The 14,583-nt window shown below is 42.1% G+C and carries 14 protein-coding genes; 5 read left to right on the top strand and 9 right to left on the bottom strand.

The window, feature by feature from the left end; translation table 11 throughout:
* From alaS to csrA, 3 genes are all read left to right on the top strand, one after another.
* Nucleotides 1–2,692, top strand: a 2,692-nt coding sequence (alaS, locus tag B2Y23_RS13480; RefSeq protein WP_291371360.1) for an alanine--tRNA ligase, incomplete at its 5' end; no start/stop codon positions are given.
* Between the two features lie 66 nt (nucleotides 2,693–2,758).
* Complete coding sequence (locus tag B2Y23_RS13475; RefSeq protein WP_291371358.1) at nucleotides 2,759–4,039, top strand: aspartate kinase; 1,281 nt, start codon at nucleotides 2,759–2,761, stop codon at nucleotides 4,037–4,039.
* Nucleotides 4,040–4,291: 252 nt separating this feature from the next.
* The gene (gene csrA / locus B2Y23_RS13470; RefSeq protein ID WP_067723263.1) at nucleotides 4,292–4,555 is read left to right on the top strand and encodes a carbon storage regulator CsrA; all 264 of its coding nucleotides are present in this window, start codon (nucleotides 4,292–4,294) and stop codon (nucleotides 4,553–4,555) included.
* Nucleotides 4,556–4,615: 60 nt separating this feature from the next.
* Here the strand turns inward: csrA and rnhB are convergent, their stop codons facing one another.
* Both rnhB and B2Y23_RS13460 read right to left on the bottom strand, forming a co-directional pair.
* Complete coding sequence (gene rnhB / locus B2Y23_RS13465) at nucleotides 4,616–5,194, bottom strand: ribonuclease HII (RefSeq protein WP_291371356.1); 579 nt, start codon at nucleotides 5,192–5,194, stop codon at nucleotides 4,616–4,618.
* A gap of 72 nt (nucleotides 5,195–5,266) precedes the next feature.
* A complete protein-coding gene (locus B2Y23_RS13460) occupies nucleotides 5,267–5,653 on the bottom strand; it encodes a hypothetical protein (RefSeq protein ID WP_291352370.1) in 387 nt (128 codons plus the stop codon).
* A 234-nt stretch (nucleotides 5,654–5,887) separates the two neighbouring features.
* Here B2Y23_RS13460 and B2Y23_RS13455 point away from each other — a divergent pair, with 234 nt between their 5' ends.
* Nucleotides 5,888–6,442, top strand: coding sequence for a cytochrome b (locus B2Y23_RS13455; RefSeq protein ID WP_291371354.1), 555 nt, complete (start codon nucleotides 5,888–5,890; stop codon nucleotides 6,440–6,442).
* A gap of 90 nt (nucleotides 6,443–6,532) precedes the next feature.
* Here B2Y23_RS13455 and B2Y23_RS13450 read toward each other — a convergent pair whose 3' ends face one another.
* The 5 genes from B2Y23_RS13450 to yaaA all read right to left on the bottom strand — a co-directional run bounded on the left by B2Y23_RS13450 (nucleotide 6,533) and on the right by yaaA (nucleotide 10,917).
* Complete coding sequence (locus B2Y23_RS13450) at nucleotides 6,533–6,892, bottom strand: hypothetical protein (RefSeq protein ID WP_291371352.1); 360 nt, start codon at nucleotides 6,890–6,892, stop codon at nucleotides 6,533–6,535.
* Nucleotides 6,893–6,978: 86 nt separating this feature from the next.
* Complete coding sequence (locus tag B2Y23_RS13445; RefSeq protein ID WP_291371350.1) at nucleotides 6,979–7,980, bottom strand: adenosine deaminase; 1,002 nt, start codon at nucleotides 7,978–7,980, stop codon at nucleotides 6,979–6,981.
* Between the two features lie 77 nt (nucleotides 7,981–8,057).
* The gene (locus B2Y23_RS13440; RefSeq protein WP_291352378.1) at nucleotides 8,058–9,380 is read right to left on the bottom strand and encodes an NCS2 family permease; all 1,323 of its coding nucleotides are present in this window, start codon (nucleotides 9,378–9,380) and stop codon (nucleotides 8,058–8,060) included.
* 411 nt (nucleotides 9,381–9,791) lie between these two features.
* The gene (locus tag B2Y23_RS13435) at nucleotides 9,792–9,989 is read right to left on the bottom strand and encodes a hypothetical protein (RefSeq protein WP_291352379.1); all 198 of its coding nucleotides are present in this window, start codon (nucleotides 9,987–9,989) and stop codon (nucleotides 9,792–9,794) included.
* A 145-nt stretch (nucleotides 9,990–10,134) separates the two neighbouring features.
* Nucleotides 10,135–10,917 carry a peroxide stress protein YaaA gene (gene yaaA / locus B2Y23_RS13430; RefSeq protein ID WP_291352381.1) on the bottom strand — a complete coding sequence of 261 codons (783 nt, stop codon included), beginning with the start codon at nucleotides 10,915–10,917 and terminating at the stop codon, nucleotides 10,135–10,137.
* A gap of 124 nt (nucleotides 10,918–11,041) precedes the next feature.
* On the opposite strand from yaaA, the gene B2Y23_RS13425 reads away from it, so the two are divergent.
* Nucleotides 11,042–11,674, top strand: a complete 633-nt coding sequence (locus B2Y23_RS13425; protein ID WP_291352383.1) for an alpha/beta hydrolase — start codon at nucleotides 11,042–11,044, stop codon at nucleotides 11,672–11,674.
* Nucleotides 11,675–11,840: 166 nt separating this feature from the next.
* Here the strand turns inward: B2Y23_RS13425 and B2Y23_RS13420 are convergent, their stop codons facing one another.
* Both B2Y23_RS13420 and B2Y23_RS13415 read right to left on the bottom strand, forming a co-directional pair.
* The gene (locus B2Y23_RS13420) at nucleotides 11,841–12,221 is read right to left on the bottom strand and encodes a hypothetical protein (protein ID WP_291352385.1); all 381 of its coding nucleotides are present in this window, start codon (nucleotides 12,219–12,221) and stop codon (nucleotides 11,841–11,843) included.
* 109 nt (nucleotides 12,222–12,330) lie between these two features.
* Nucleotides 12,331–14,580: a bifunctional prephenate dehydrogenase/3-phosphoshikimate 1-carboxyvinyltransferase gene (locus B2Y23_RS13415; protein WP_291352387.1), complete on the bottom strand. Its 2,250-nt coding sequence runs from the start codon at nucleotides 14,578–14,580 to the stop codon at nucleotides 12,331–12,333.
* Nucleotides 14,581–14,583: the final 3 nt, after the last annotated feature.

The raw sequence follows: 14,583 nt of genomic DNA, 5'->3' as shown, positions 1-14,583 counted from the left end.
GAGTACTCGTTTTATGACATCCGCTGAAATTCGCGAAGCTTTTTTAAGCTATTTTGAATCGCAAGGGCATACACGTGTCGCGTCGAGTTCTCTGGTTCCTGCCAACGACCCAACATTATTGTTCACCAACGCTGGTATGAACCAGTTCAAAGACTGTTTCCTTGGTCTTGAAAAACGTGACTATGTTCGTGCAACGTCTTCACAAAAATGTGTACGTGCCGGTGGTAAGCACAACGACTTGGACAATGTCGGCTATACCGCACGTCACCATACTTTCTTTGAAATGTTAGGCAACTTCTCGTTTGGTGATTACTTCAAACGTGATGCAATCACATTTGCCTGGGACTTTTTAACTTCTGAGCAATGGTTAGGTCTTCCTAAAGATAAACTGTATGCCACTGTTTATCACACCGATGACGAAGCTTTTGACATCTGGAATAAAGAGATTGGCCTAGATGCCAGCCGTATTATCCGTATTGGCGATAATAAAGGCGGTCAATACGCATCGGATAACTTCTGGGCAATGGGTGACACCGGTCCTTGCGGTCCGTGTTCTGAAATTTTCTTTGACCATGGCGATCACATCTGGGGTGGCCTACCGGGCACGCCTGAAGAAGATGGCGACCGTTTCATCGAGATCTGGAACAACGTATTCATGCAGTTCAACCGTACTGCGGATGGCGTACTGCACCCTCTTCCAGCACCTTCTGTAGATACAGGTATGGGCTTGGAACGTATTTCTGCGGTTTTACAGCATGTAAACTCAAACTACGAAATCGATCTGTTCCAGCACTTATTAAAAGCTGCTGCTGAAATCATTGGTCTAGATACAGCTGAAATAGAAGCGAAAGCACAAGAAGAAAATAAGCCTGTTGAATACCCTGCATCTTTAAAAGTTGTGGCTGACCATGCGCGTTCATGCTGCTTCCTGATTGCTGATGGCGTGAACCCTTCGAATGAAGGCCGTGGTTATGTATTACGTCGTATTATCCGTCGCGCAGTACGCCACGGTAACAAACTGGGTGCGACCGGTTCATTCTTCTACAAAATGCTTCAGCCTTTAATTGAAGTGATGGGTGCAGCGTATCCTGAACTTGCTGCTAACCAGGCACGTATTGAAGCGCAACTGCTGAAAGAAGAAGAACAATTCGCGAAAACACTTGAGCAAGGTCTGAAATTGCTTGAAGGCGAATTAGCAAACCTTAAAGGTTCTGTAATTCCGGGCGAAACAGTATTCAAACTTTATGATACTTACGGCTTCCCGACTGACTTAACAGCTGACATTGCACGTGAACGTGACTTAACCATTGATGAAGCGGGCTTTGAAGTTGAAATGGCAGCTCAGCGTCAACGTGCACGTGATGCAGGTAAATTCGCCATCGACTATAACAGCATTGTAAAAGTTGAAGGTGAAACCCAGTTTGAAGGTTACGAAGCAACTCAAGGTCAAGGTCAAATTGTTGCAATCTATAAAGATGGCGAACAGGTTGACGAAGTAGTTGAAGGCGATGAAGCGTTAATCGTTCTAAACCAGACTCCTTTCTATGCAGAAAGCGGTGGTCAAATCGGTGATACAGGACTGTTCAAAAACGATACCGGTATCTTTGAAGTTCAAGATACCAAGAAATCTGGTGGTGCATTCGTTCACCAAGGTATCGTGACCATGGGTAGCTTGAAAGCAACTCAATCTGTTGAAGCCACTGTCAAAGCAGACCTTCGTGCTGCAACAGCACGTAACCACTCTGCGACTCACCTTTTACATGCTGCCCTACGTCAAGTTTTGGGTTCGCACGTTCAACAAAAAGGCTCATTAGTGGCAAGCGAACTATTACGTTTTGACTTTGCCAATGATCAGCCGGTGACATTTGAACAGCTGCAAGAAATTGAACGCCTGGTGAATGCTGAAGTCATTGCTAACACAGCAGTTACCACTGAACTGCTTGACATCGAATCTGCCAAAGCCAAAGGCGCAATGATGTTATTCGGTGAGAAGTATGGTGATGAAGTTCGCGTACTGTCTATGGGTTCAGTGATTGAAGAGAAAAACTTCTCAATCGAGCTATGTGGTGGTATCCACGTGAAGCGTACTGGTGATATCGGACTGTTCAAAATCACTTCTGAAGGTAGTGTAGCAGCGGGCGTACGTCGTATTGAAGCTGTGACTGGTACTAAAGCGGTGGAAGCTGCGCAAAAAGTCGATCGTGATATTCATGCGATTAACGATGTATTAAAAGCACAAAAAGACCAAACTTTGGAAAAAGTGGAAGCTCTAGCGCAAACTGCATCTAGCTTGCAAAAACAAATTGAGCAACTCAATCAAAAATTAGCGAACTTCCAGGCAGCTGAACTTTTAAGCCAAGTTCAAACTGTTGCGGGTCGTTCAACTTTAATCACAACTGTTCAAAATATGGATGCGAAATCGCTTCGCAACCTGCATGACGGTGTGAAATCTAAATTAGACAATGCAGTAATCGTTCTTGCAGGTGTAGAAGGCGATAAAGTGAGCCTGATTGCATCTGTAGCGAAAGACTTTACTGCTTCTATTAAAGCGGGTGACATCATCAAACACTTGGCAACCGAACTCGGTGGTAAAGGTGGTGGTAAACCTGACTTGGCACAAGGTGGCGCGCCACTTAACGAGAAGTTTGCTTCAGTGATGGCAGATTTAACTGCTTGGCTTGAAGCAAAATAAGACTTCACTTTTTGTGTAACTGATCCTGAAAAGGTAATTCAGGATCATGGCTTTTATGGAACAACTATGGCATTAATCGTTCAAAAATATGGCGGTACCTCAATGGGTACTCCCGAGCGCATTTTAAATGTTGCTCGTCGTGTAAAGCGCTGGCATGACCACGGCCACAAGGTAGTGGTGGTTGTATCGGCAATGAGTGGCGAAACCAATCGCCTGCTTGCTTTAGCGAAGGCCATTACCGAAACCCCTGATCCACGTGAACTTGACCAAATGGTCTCTACAGGTGAACAGAGATTGATTTCTATGTTAGCAATGGCGCTCAACTCTATTGGTGTTGAAGCTAAATCGCTTACTGGTCGCCAGGTTGGCATCAAAACTGACAGTGCATTTACTAAAGCGCGTATTGAATCTATCGATACCGATATATTGGCTGAAAATTTAGATGCGGGTCGCGTGCTTGTAGTCGCCGGCTTCCAGGGTTTTGACGCGGATGGCAACACCACAACTCTAGGACGTGGTGGTTCTGACACTTCAGGTGTTGCACTTGCTGCTGCATTAAAAGCTGATGAATGCCAGATTTACACAGACGTCGATGGCGTATATACCACTGACCCACGTGTTGCACCAAAAGCAAAAAAAGTTGACCGTATTTCATTTGAAGAAATGCTGGAAATGGCTTCGCTTGGTTCAAAAGTATTACAAATTCGTTCTGTTGAATTTGCTGGTAAATATCAAGTACCTTTACGCGTACTTTCAAGCTTCGACAATGACACCGATGGCGCATTTGACGAAGAATTTAAACAAAACGTAGGCACACTAATTACGACTGAATTGGAAGACGACATGGAACAGCCAATTATCTCAGGTATCGCATTCAACCGTGATGAAGCAAAATTAACGATTCTTGGTGTTCCAGATGAGCCAGGTATTGCTTCTAAAATTCTAAAACCAATTGGTGATGCCAACGTCGAAGTGGATATGATTATCCAGAACGTTGAAGAAGATGGTACAACTGATTTCACATTCACTGTAAACCGTGGCGAGCTTGCAAAAGCGAAAAAAATCCTTGAAGAAACTGCTCAAGCGATTGGTGCACGTGAAGTTGCAACTCGCGATGACATCGTGAAAGTATCTATCGTAGGTGTAGGGATGCGCTCTCACGCAGGCGTTGCCAGCAAAATGTTCACTGCACTTGCAGACGAAGGTATCAACATCCTCATGATCTCGACTTCTGAAATCAAAATTTCAGTGATCATTGAAGAAAACTACCTAGAACTTGCAGTTCGCTCTCTTCACACTGCATTCGGCCTTGACCGCGAATCAGGTGAATCTAGCGCACGCGCTTAATTTGTAGAAACGCAAATTTTGGTCATTGTATGACAAAATTTGCGAAATACTACAAAAAGAATAGAGCCACTATAGTTTTTTTTATAGTGGCTCTGTTATATTTGAACCGAGGATTTTGAAAATATTAACAGAATTATTTTTAGTCAGATTTTTTGACAGATTGTTCTGATAATATTTCTATGATACCAAGGTTGTGTCTTTTATATTTTTTTAAAATCAATTGCACGTTTAGCGTTTTGCAAGGAGATAAACATGCTGATTCTAACCCGACGTGTCGGTGAAACATTAATGATTGGGGACCAAGTCAGTGTAACTGTGCTTGGCGTAAAAGGTAATCAGGTTCGTATTGGCGTAAATGCTCCAAAAGAAGTATCTGTTCATCGTGAAGAAATTTATCAACGAATCCAGCATGAACGCGCTATGCACGAACACCTGCAACACCTTGATCAGGATTATCAACCCTCTTTTGAGGAAGATAATTTCCCACAAAATACCCAGAATGACTTTAATCGTTAACCCATTAAAGATTATTCTAATATAAAGCGGCTATATAGCCGCTTTAAATTTATCTAAGGTTTAGTTTTGCTCCAGTAAGGCCAATGCTTTTTTAACTGGTGCATAACTACGGCGATGCTGGTCAATCACACCATGTTCAGCAATCGCTTCAAAATGAGCTTTGGTTGGGTAACCCTTGTGTTTGGCAAAACCAAAGTGTGGATATTGCTGATCCAGCACAACCATCTCACGGTCACGAGTTACTTTTGCCAAAATACTGGCTGCTGAAATTTCCGCATGCAGCGCATCGCCACCTACGACCGCATCACAGCTCATAACCAAGCCTTGTGGAATTTTATTACCATCAACCAGTACATGCTCCGGCTGAAGCTTGAGAGCTTCCACAGCACGACGCATAGCCAATAATGATGCTTGTAGAATATTGATCTGGTCTATTTCTTCATGGCTTGCTGAAGCAATGGCCCAAGCCAAGGCTTTTTCTTGTATCTCTATGAATAATTTTTCACGTTTTTTTTCAGTGAGCTTTTTAGAATCATTTAAACCTTCTATCGGATTATTGGGATCCAAAATAACCGCAGCCGCTACCACCGAACCCACTAAGGGACCACGCCCCGCCTCATCTACACCCGCAATTTTCATCAATGCCTTACCTACAAAAAAAGAGGCTGAATCAGATCAGCCTCTTTAATTTTAACATGAATTGAATCTGTATTAGCTCACAGCTTCAGCAACACAGGCATTAATGGTCTTAGTCACTGCATTTGAAACAATAGTATTACGTGCTGCCGGATCAATTGCTGCTGTAGCCAAGTCTACGGCAGTTACGCTTTGTGGTGCTTTTTCGCTAACACAACCACAAATTTCAGTTTGAATATTCTGCTTTTGAGTTGCGGTCATGAATTTGGTTGCATTTTGCCATGCAGCAATATTATTCAACTCAGTGGTACATTTCGCATTAATTGCAATTTTAATTGCAGCAGTGCCAAGTTGCTGTGTTGTAGATTGTGCAGTTGATGTTGTTCCTGTTGTTGTATCCGTTGCTACACAAGCAGTTAAAGCCAAAGTTAAAGGCGCAAGTACAGCGATAAGTTTTTTCACAGTTAAATCCTGGGTTATAAAATCGGTTGCACGTATTTTGCCGAAACTTTATCTGGGAAGAAATGTATATTTCAACTGAATTTTATACTCGCGGATGATCCCGCTCAATAAAGCGGCAAATACTCAGTGTTGCAAGAAATACACGCTTCGTTCCATCTTCATTATTTTTTAATAGGTGCTTTTTGATTAGCATACGCAGACTTTTACAAGAACATATAGTTCGATTGGCATAGCATGAAAAACACTTCACAATACTATACGCGTACGGCACAAATGCTGCACTGGCTCATGGCTGCTATTTTTATTGCTGCATGGTGTATTGGTTTTTATAGCGGAAATTTTTTAAGTTATAATATCGATGGCAGCTTTAAAGGTCAGGTCATTACCTTACACAAGAACATTGCCACAACCATTATCTTTCTGGTGCTGGTTCGTATCTTTTGGCGCTATACCCATCCCGTTCCGACATTACCCGACAGCATGTCAGCTTCCATGAAAGTTTTTGCACATCTTGGACATTTGGCTTTATATATCATATTGCTTGCCTTACCAATTATCGGCTGTTTGTTTAGCTGGAGTACGGGCCATCCGGCACCTGCTTTATACTTATTTGAAATTCCACGTTTAGTTCAGGACAATCCCGATCTTTTAGCTATCGTTAAACCCGTACACATTTATTTATCCTGGTTTGCAGGCTTACTTGTAATAGGTCATATTGCAGCGGCATTAAAACATCATTTTATTGATAAAGATAATGTCTTGCGTAGCATGACCCGACAGGCAAAATAATCAATTTTATTTCAATAAAAAGCCGCATCAATCACACATCGATGCGGCTGTTTTTATAGCTAAATTTATAATAACCAGTTTAGCTCTACATTATTTTAAAGCGTCTTGAACACACCCTTTCACGCTATTCATCACCGCCTGTTGAATCAGACTGTTTTTTGCAGATTCATCAATCGATGCCATTGCTAACTCTTTTGCTGAGATATTCTGCAACGCATGCTCACCCACACAGCCACAGATTTGTTTTTGCACTGTGGTTTGCCGATCAAAACTCATAAACAAAGCTGCGGCTTGCCAAACTTTTGAATTGTTTAATTCATTTTTGCAGCTTTGCTCAATCACTGGTTTCAACATTTTCCGGGTTAAAGCAGAATTCTTATCTGTTGCCAAGACCCAAAGAAAGCCTGCCAACAAACAGATGAGCAATACCCAGTAAAAACTCTTTTTCACATTACAACCTAATAGTTAACACATCAATGATTCAGCGGACTCCTCAATGAATCCACTGAATCCAAAGTATATTTCGCGATCATCAATTAGGCTAAAGCATCAATTTCATTGGCCCATTTTTGCTTTTCAGCAGCAGAAATAAAGGATGCTTCAAATGAGTTTTTAGCCAATTGCTTCAATTCCTGATTGGAAAGATCGAGTGCTTTTGTAATTGCAATGAAATTATCATTCATATAACCACCAAAATAAGATGGGTCATCTGAATTGACCGTCACATGCACGCCCTGTTGCAATAAACGACGGATATTGTGCTGTGCCATATCATCGACGACGCAAAGTTTTAAGTTACTTAAAGGACATACGGTTAAAGGCATTTTCTCTGCAATTAAACACTGCATCAGCTTCGGATCGTCTTCAGAACGCACGCCATGGTCAATACGGTTCACTTTGAGCAAATCCAAGGCTTCCCAGACATATTCAGCCGGACCTTCTTCACCTGCATGCGCTACCACCAGAAAACCGGCTTCACGTGCTTTGGCAAAGACCCGTTCAAATTTAGCAGGTGGATGCCCAACTTCACTCGAGTCCAATCCCACCGCAATAATTTGATCTTTGTAAGGTAAAGCCTGTTCCAAAGTTTTAAATGCAGCTTCTTCACTTAAATGACGCAAGAAACACATGATCAAATGCGAGCTAATGCCGAATTTGGCTTTTGCATCATCACAGGCGCGTTTTAAACCTTTAATTACAGTTTCAAAAGCAACGCCACGATCAGTATGCGTTTGTGGATCGAAGAACATTTCAGTATGAACCACTTGGTCTTCAGCACATTTTTCAAAATATGCCCAAGCCAAATCATAAAAGTCCTGTTCATGAATCAGGACATTAGCACCCGCATAATAGATGTCTAAAAATGACTGTAAATTATGGAAGTTATAAGCCTGTTTTACTTCCTCTACAGATTTATACGGAATATCAATATGATTGCGCTGAGCAATCGCGAACATCAGTTCAGGTTCAAACGTCCCTTCAATATGGACGTGTAACTCTGCTTTAGGCAATGCCTGAATAAGCTCAATTGGATTCATATCTTATCCTTATAAAATTTTTTTAAAAATAAAAAAGGGTGCAAACTGAGTTTACACCCTATTCTGAATGTGGTGAATTAGCCGCCAAATACAGCAAATTTCAATGCCCAAAGTGCAGCCACAATCCATACCATATAAGGTACAGTTTTCGCTTGCCCAGTTAGCAGTTTGATTAATGCGTAGCTAATAAAGCCCATCGCAATACCGTCGGCAATCGAATAGGTAAATGGCATACATACGATAGTTAAGAATGCAGGAACTGCTTCTGTAATATCATCCCACTCAATGTGTACGATACCTTGAATCATCAACACACCCACGAACAATAATGCAGGTGCGGTAGCAAAACCAGGAACTGATTGCGCTAAAGGTGCCAGGAATAAGCACAGTACAAACAACACGCCCACAACTACCGCAGTCAAACCTGTACGGCCACCCGCAGCAACCCCTGCAGACGATTCAATATAAGGTGTGGTTGAAGATGTACCCAATGCTGCACCGGCAACAATTGCAGTCGAGTCAGCAAACAGTGCTTTTTTCAGACGTGGTAATTTGCCATCTTTAAGTAAGCCTGCACGATGTGCCACTCCGACCAAGGTACCGGTTGAGTCAAATAAATCCACCAGGAAGAAGACAAAAATCACACCCACCAGACTGGCTGTAAACAAGCCTTCAAAGTCCATTTGCAGGAAGGTTGGAGCAATAGAAGGAATCGCACCCACCACACCTTTGAACTCATTCAGACCCATCGCAGTCGCAATAGCGGTAATTACCAGAATACTGATAATAATAGCGCCACGAACTTTAAAATGATGCATCACTACAATCATCAGAAAGCCCAACAAGGTCAGCAATACGGTCGGTTGTTTCAAGTCACCCAGACCTACCAAGGTCGCTGGATTGTCAACAATAATGCCTGAATTCTTTAATGCAATTAGAGCAAGGAATAAACCAATTCCCCCGCCAATCGCGAATTTCAGTGACATTGGAATGGCATTGACAATTGCTTCACGGATTTTAAACATACTGATGGCAATAAATACCAGACCTGAAACAAATACAGCAGCCAGTGCAGTTTGCCAAGGCACACCCATGCCCATACAAACAGAATAGGTAAAGTAAGCGTTCAAGCCCATACCCGGCGCAAGTGCAATTGGATAATTTGCCACAAGTCCCATCACCAGACAGCCAATTGCGGCTGCAAGACAGGTTGCAACAAAGACAGCCCCATGATCCATACCGGTTTCGGATAAAATCATTGGATTGACAATAATGATGTAACACATGGTTAAGAAAGTAGTTACACCCGCAAGAACTTCTGTGCGAAAACTGGTTTTATTTTCACTGAGCTTAAATAAGCGTTCCAGCATATTCTCTGAAGATGGATTAGGAGTCGTCATGACTTTACCCCTGTAAGTAAACTTTATGCCGTCAGCACGCTATAAAATTAATGATCCGTTTCTCAAATCACCATTAAGTTTATAGATGTCCCAGCCATGGATATGCCCATATTTCCGTTTTTAAAAATAAGCATTTTGCACAAATCTGCCTTCAAGCCAGAAACAATCAAGTAGCAAAAATTGTAAACAAAAAAGCCGCATAACTTTTATGCAGCCTACTTACATATCAAAATCAAATGCTTAAAATAAAAAAACAAGCAGTCAATTAAGATTGTGGCAAATTATAACACAATGCTTTTTATTGTTTCTAAAATTTATTTTGAATTAAATTTCAATTAGCTAATCACATCTTTCAAACATAGCGTATAAAGTCCAGGCACTAAAACTGGCTAGATTTCACATGTAAATCCCCTACAGAACAGGATCGGCAGTTTCAAACGGTTCTAAAACCATATTATTCGGATTACTCTCCACAACCTTTAATGACTGGTGAGCATCCTGAATCAACTGATCGACTTGCTGCTTTTTTTTCATTTGATTGTCTTGGTAAACCGCCCAGCCCAGCACAATCACTGCAAAAATAAATATTGGAACCAATAATCTTCTCATAATAAAAACTTATTATTCAAAAAAATTTGTCTTATATTAACAAACAATTAAAATATCTATATTGACAAAAACTTATCATTTTATTGATTTTTTTCAAAAAAAAATCCCGAAATACATCGGGATTTTTGCTTCACCAATCTCTTATTTATGCGACTTGCTGTTCATCGCGCTTAAACACCAGCTCCCCCGGAAGCGAGCTTGCAACATCAAAATAATAACCTTCAACGTTAAATGACTTTAAATCCTCTGCTTGATTTAACTGATGTTCAACAATATAGCGTGCCATCAAGCCACGGGCTTTTTTTGCATAAAAGCTAATCACTTTATATTTGCCATTTTTCTGATCTAAAAATACCGGCTTAATAATTTTCGCTTTAATTTTACCCGGTTTTACCGACTTGTAATATTCATCAGAAGCGAGATTCACCAATAACTCCGAATTCGCCTGCTGCAAATCAGCATTGATTAACTGGGTAATATTGTCACCCCAGAATTCATACAGGTTATGACCGCGTAGATTTTTTAGCTTGGTGCCCATTTCCAGACGATACGGCATCATCAAATCCAGAGGACGCAACAAACCGTAAAGTCCAGACAACATGCGCAAATGTTGCTGTGCATAGGCTATATGCTGATCATTCAGCGCATACGCATCCAGGCCAGTATACACATCCCCTTTAAAGGCAAATAAAGCCTGACGTGCATTGGAAAAATTGAACTCTGCTTGCCAGTCATTAAAGCGTTCTACATTTAACTTGGCAATTTTTTCACTCACGCTCATTAAATTGGCGATATCTGCAGCAGACAGTTTACGACTTACGTCTATAAGTTCTTGTGAATGTTCTAGCAATCTTGGTAGTGTATAGGCATCGGTTGGAAGTGCAGATTCATAGTCTAAAGTCTTGGCAGGAGAAATTAAGGCGAGCATGAAGAACCTGATCAAAAAACAATTAAACAAACTATAACAGTAGACTTATTTTATTTCCAATTTGTGTTTTTACTGAACATTATCGGTAAAATGTCCGATTCTCCTGTTATGAGTCAGTTGTGACATGTCCGAGCAAGTTTTCATTCAAGGTCCTGCGGGTCAACTGGAAATTTTTGTTGATTATCCTCAGGGTGAAGTGAAAGGATTCGCGGTAGTTACTCATCCTCATCCACTGCAAGGTGGCACACCACAGCACAAAGTCCCTGCACTTTTAGCACAAATGTTTTTAGAACGCGGTTGTGTCGTCTATCGTCCAAGTTTTCGCGGTTCTGGTCAAAGTGCTGGAGTACATGACGAAGGCGATGGTGAAACCAAAGATACATTGAAGGTGATTGAATACGCACGTAGCCAACATACCAACCTGCCATTTTATGCAGGCGGCTTTAGTTTTGGCGCGAATGTCATGACCAAATGCTATGCTCTGCTTCCTGTTGAACTACAACCTGTGCAGACCATTTTATGTGGTTTACCGACCACAACAGTTGCAGGTGTTCGCCACTATGTCACCCCACATATTAAAGGCGATATTTTATTTATTCATGGTGAAGCAGATGAGGTCACCCTGTTATCTGACCTGATTCAATGGGCCAAACCACAACGCCATTTAATTACTGTTTTACCTGGTGCGAATCACTTCTTTACTGGATATTTAAAGCAATTACGTATAGCTATTTCCCGTTTTCTAGTCAGGTATTAATTCTGAATATTGCCTTTGAATAAGGCTTTGTACAGGCTAATCCAAGACAATAGACAATAGACAATAGACAATAGACAATAGGCAATAGACAAAAAATAAAAAATAAAAAAGGAGGCTTATTGCCTCCTTTTTCAATATTCATTCAACGGAAAATAATAGTAATTTATTATCTCCACTCAAACTCACTAAAAGACTCATCTTCTTTTAAGGTATTCTCGACCGCCTGAGCCAGCTGTTTAATTACACTTTGAGTTTCAATTTTTGTAAACCAGTCCTGCGTTTCATCGGCAGATGCACTGATTTCACAAACCAATAAGCCATTTTCGTCTTTCACGCTACAATTCACCCCCAAAGCAACAGGATAATCTTCCACACTCACCGCGAGCTGTTCATGATTTTGCTCATTCATGACATTCGTTTTAAAGCCAAATTGTTCAAGCTGTTTAGATAATAATTCGGTCACATATTCCTGTGTCACATAACAATCACTGGATGATAAATCATGGTTATGTTTTTCACAGTTTGCGGTAAATTGTAATGTTCTCATCTGTGCATCCAAAGGCTTTCTTGTTGTATGGTTTTAGAATAAGCAATAAAAGCAAAACAGCCAAGCAAAAGCCTGGCTGTTGTCCAACAAATACACAAAATTAGACTAATTACTCACTGACCTGAATCGCTAAACCTGCCTGATTGGTCAATTCAGTGAAAGTCGGGAAACTGGTGGCTACCGTTTCGGTACCGACAATCTTGATTTCACCTGAAGTACGTAGGCCCGCCATACTAAAACTCATGGCAATACGATGGTCATGATGCGATTCAATTTCACCACCCGTAAAGATAGCTGACCAGTCACCTGATTTACCCTTACCTTCAATGATGATGCCATCATCGGTTGGTGTGCAGTCAATACCCATGGTTTGCAGGCCATCTGCCATCACCTGAATACGATCAGATTCTTTTACACGAAGTTCAGCCGCACCAGTCAAAATGGTTTGACCTTCAGCACAAGCCGCAGCAATGAATAATGCCGGAAATTCATCAATCGCCAATGGCACCTGATCTTCCGGCATATGGATGCCTTTTAAGGTACGTGAGCCGCGAATACGAATATCTGCAATCGGTTCACCCCCAGCAATGCGTTCATTTTCAACAGTTAAATCTGCACCCATCTGTTTCAAAATTTCAATTACGCCGGTACGTGTCGGGTTAATCCCTACCGCTTCCAGAGTGACATCAGAACCTTCAGTAATCGCAGCACCGACCATAAAGAACGCTGCAGATGAAATATCAGACGGAACCTGAATTTCAGTACCGACCAGCTTACCGCCACCTTGCAGTGAAATGCGGTTGCCTTCAGTTTTTACTTCATAACCAAAGGCACGAAGCATACGCTCAGAGTGATCACGGGTGGGTTCCGGTTCAGTGACTACAGTTTCACCTTCTGCCCACAGACCTGCCAGTAGAATCCCTGATTTCACCTGAGCCGAGGCCATCGGCAAGTCATAATGAATACCTTTTAGCGCCTGATTGCCGGTAATAGACACAGGTGGCGTACCACGCTCACCCGTGGTTTGAATTTGCGCACCCATTTCACGTAATGGTTTGGCAATCCGTTCCATTGGACGTTTAGACAAGGATGCATCGCCAGTCATGACTGAATCAAACTTCTGAGCAGACAACATGCCAGAAAGCAGACGCATAGAAGTACCCGAGTTACCCATATATAAGGCACTTGCAGGGGATTTTAAGCCATGCATACCTACCCCATGGATGGTCACTTCGCCATTTTTAGGTCCTTCAATGCTGACACCCATATCACGAAAAGCCTGCAGCGTGGCCAAAGCATCTTCACCTTCCAGAAAACCGGTGACATGGGTTGTACCTTCCGCAATCGCACCAAACATGATGGAACGGTGTGACACAGATTTATCCCCTGGCACGGTAAATTTACCCTGGAAATTTTTCTTACCCGGTAAAATTGTAAATTGCTGTGTCGTCACTTTATTGTTCTCCATGAAAGGTTTTTTGGACAGCATATGATTAAAATGCTGTCGTGCTGCCTGGGCATGCCCAAGCAAGCCCATCAATGCCTGTGAATCTTCATTTTCAATCAGCTTTCGGATTTGCGCCAGTTGCTGTTCAAATCCATCTACTGCATTTAAGATGGCTTTTTTATTGGCAAAAAAGATGTCGTGCCACATTTGCGGATCGCTGGCTGCAATGCGCGAAAAATCACGAAATCCACCGGCAGCATAACGGAAGATATCGAGATTATCTTCCCGATTCGCCAGTTGCTCCACCAGATTAAATGCCATCAAATGCGGAAGATGGCTGGTATGTGCCAGCACTTCATCATGCTTGTCCACATCCATGCAAATCACTTCCGCTTTTGCCGCTTGCCACAGCTGAACCAGTTTATCCACCGCCCAGTCGCTACTGGTAGGTAGCGGGGTCAAAATCACTTTATGATTGGCAAACAAATCGACCTTACCTGCATGTACGCCAGTATGTTCTGCACCTGCAATCGGATGACCCGGCACAAAGCCAGCGGGCAGGTTTTCACCATATACCGCTTTGGCTGCATCGACCACATTACCCTTGGTACTGCCCACATCGGTAATAATGGTATTCTCTGACAGATAAGGTTTGATGGTTTGCAATACTTTTTGCGTTGCACGTACCGGCAAAGCCAATACCACCAGATCTGCACCTTGCACCGCATCGACAGGATTGCTATAGCCTTCCTGAATCAATCCAAGTGCTTTGGCATCGTCCAGTGTTTTTTGCGAACGCGTTGAAGCAACAATTTGCTTTGCCAGTTTTTCAGCAATGATGACACGAGCCAGACTTGAGCCAATCAGCCCAAGTCCAATAAAGGCAACTTTTTCAAACAGTGGCACAGACATGAT

This window comes from Acinetobacter sp. UBA5934, from assembly GCF_002430855.1.
In the GTDB taxonomy this organism is placed as follows: Bacteria; Pseudomonadota; Gammaproteobacteria; order Pseudomonadales; family Moraxellaceae; genus Acinetobacter.
The sequence above is the reverse complement of the archived record's forward strand: the minus strand, read 5'-3'. Positions and strand labels throughout refer to the sequence as shown.